The organism is Alcanivorax sp. HI0044 (genome assembly GCF_001634945.1).
In genome coordinates this window covers 1-644 of sequence record NZ_LWEZ01000942.1, presented here as the reverse complement: position 1 = coordinate 644, position 644 = coordinate 1, and the positions used below count along the sequence as shown (strand labels likewise).

The 644-nt window shown below is 59.3% G+C and carries 1 protein-coding gene; it reads left to right on the top strand.

Features of this window, described 5'->3' with window-relative positions:
- Positions 1-78: 78 nt before the first annotated feature.
- Positions 79-644 (top strand): PepSY domain-containing protein (locus A3730_RS11050; RefSeq protein ID WP_197477435.1); only part of this gene is annotated, 566 nt, incomplete at its 3' end.

Sequence of the window (644 nt, the reverse complement as noted above, 5' to 3'; positions counted from 1 at the left end):
GATCAACACATTCTGTAATGAGAACGATTCCCTTTTATGCTAGGCTGCGCCGCATTGTCAGCCCCGGTTGGATTTCCCATGCGCGCATTTCTGGTTCTGCTTCATCGCTGGTTCGGCCTTTTCATTGCCGTTTTCCTGATTATTGCCGGTCTGACCGGGGCACTGATTTCCTGGGACCACGAGCTGGACGAGTGGCTCAACCCCCACCTGTTTAAAAGCCAGAGTCAGGGCGAACCACTGCCCATGCTCGAGCTGGTGCGCCATGTGGAAGACGCCGACCCCCGGGTGCGTGCCAGCTTCTTTGGCCTGGAAGCCGAACCCGGCCATAACGCGGAAATCTGGGTGGATGCCAAAGTGAACCCGGATACCGGCCGGCGTTATGAACTGGGTTACGACCACGCCTTCCTGGACCCGGTCACCGGCGAGATTGTCGGCAAGCGCGAGTGGGGGAAAATCTCCCTGCACCCGGAGCACCTGATGTCGTTCCTTTACAAGCTGCACTTCACCCTGCACCTGCCGGAATGGAAGGGCATTGATCGCTGGGGCATCTGGTTGATGGGGGCCGCCGCCATGGTCTGGCTGTTCGATACCTTTATCGCCATGGCGCTGACCCTGCCGCGCAAACGCCGCGTACAAAAGCCCGG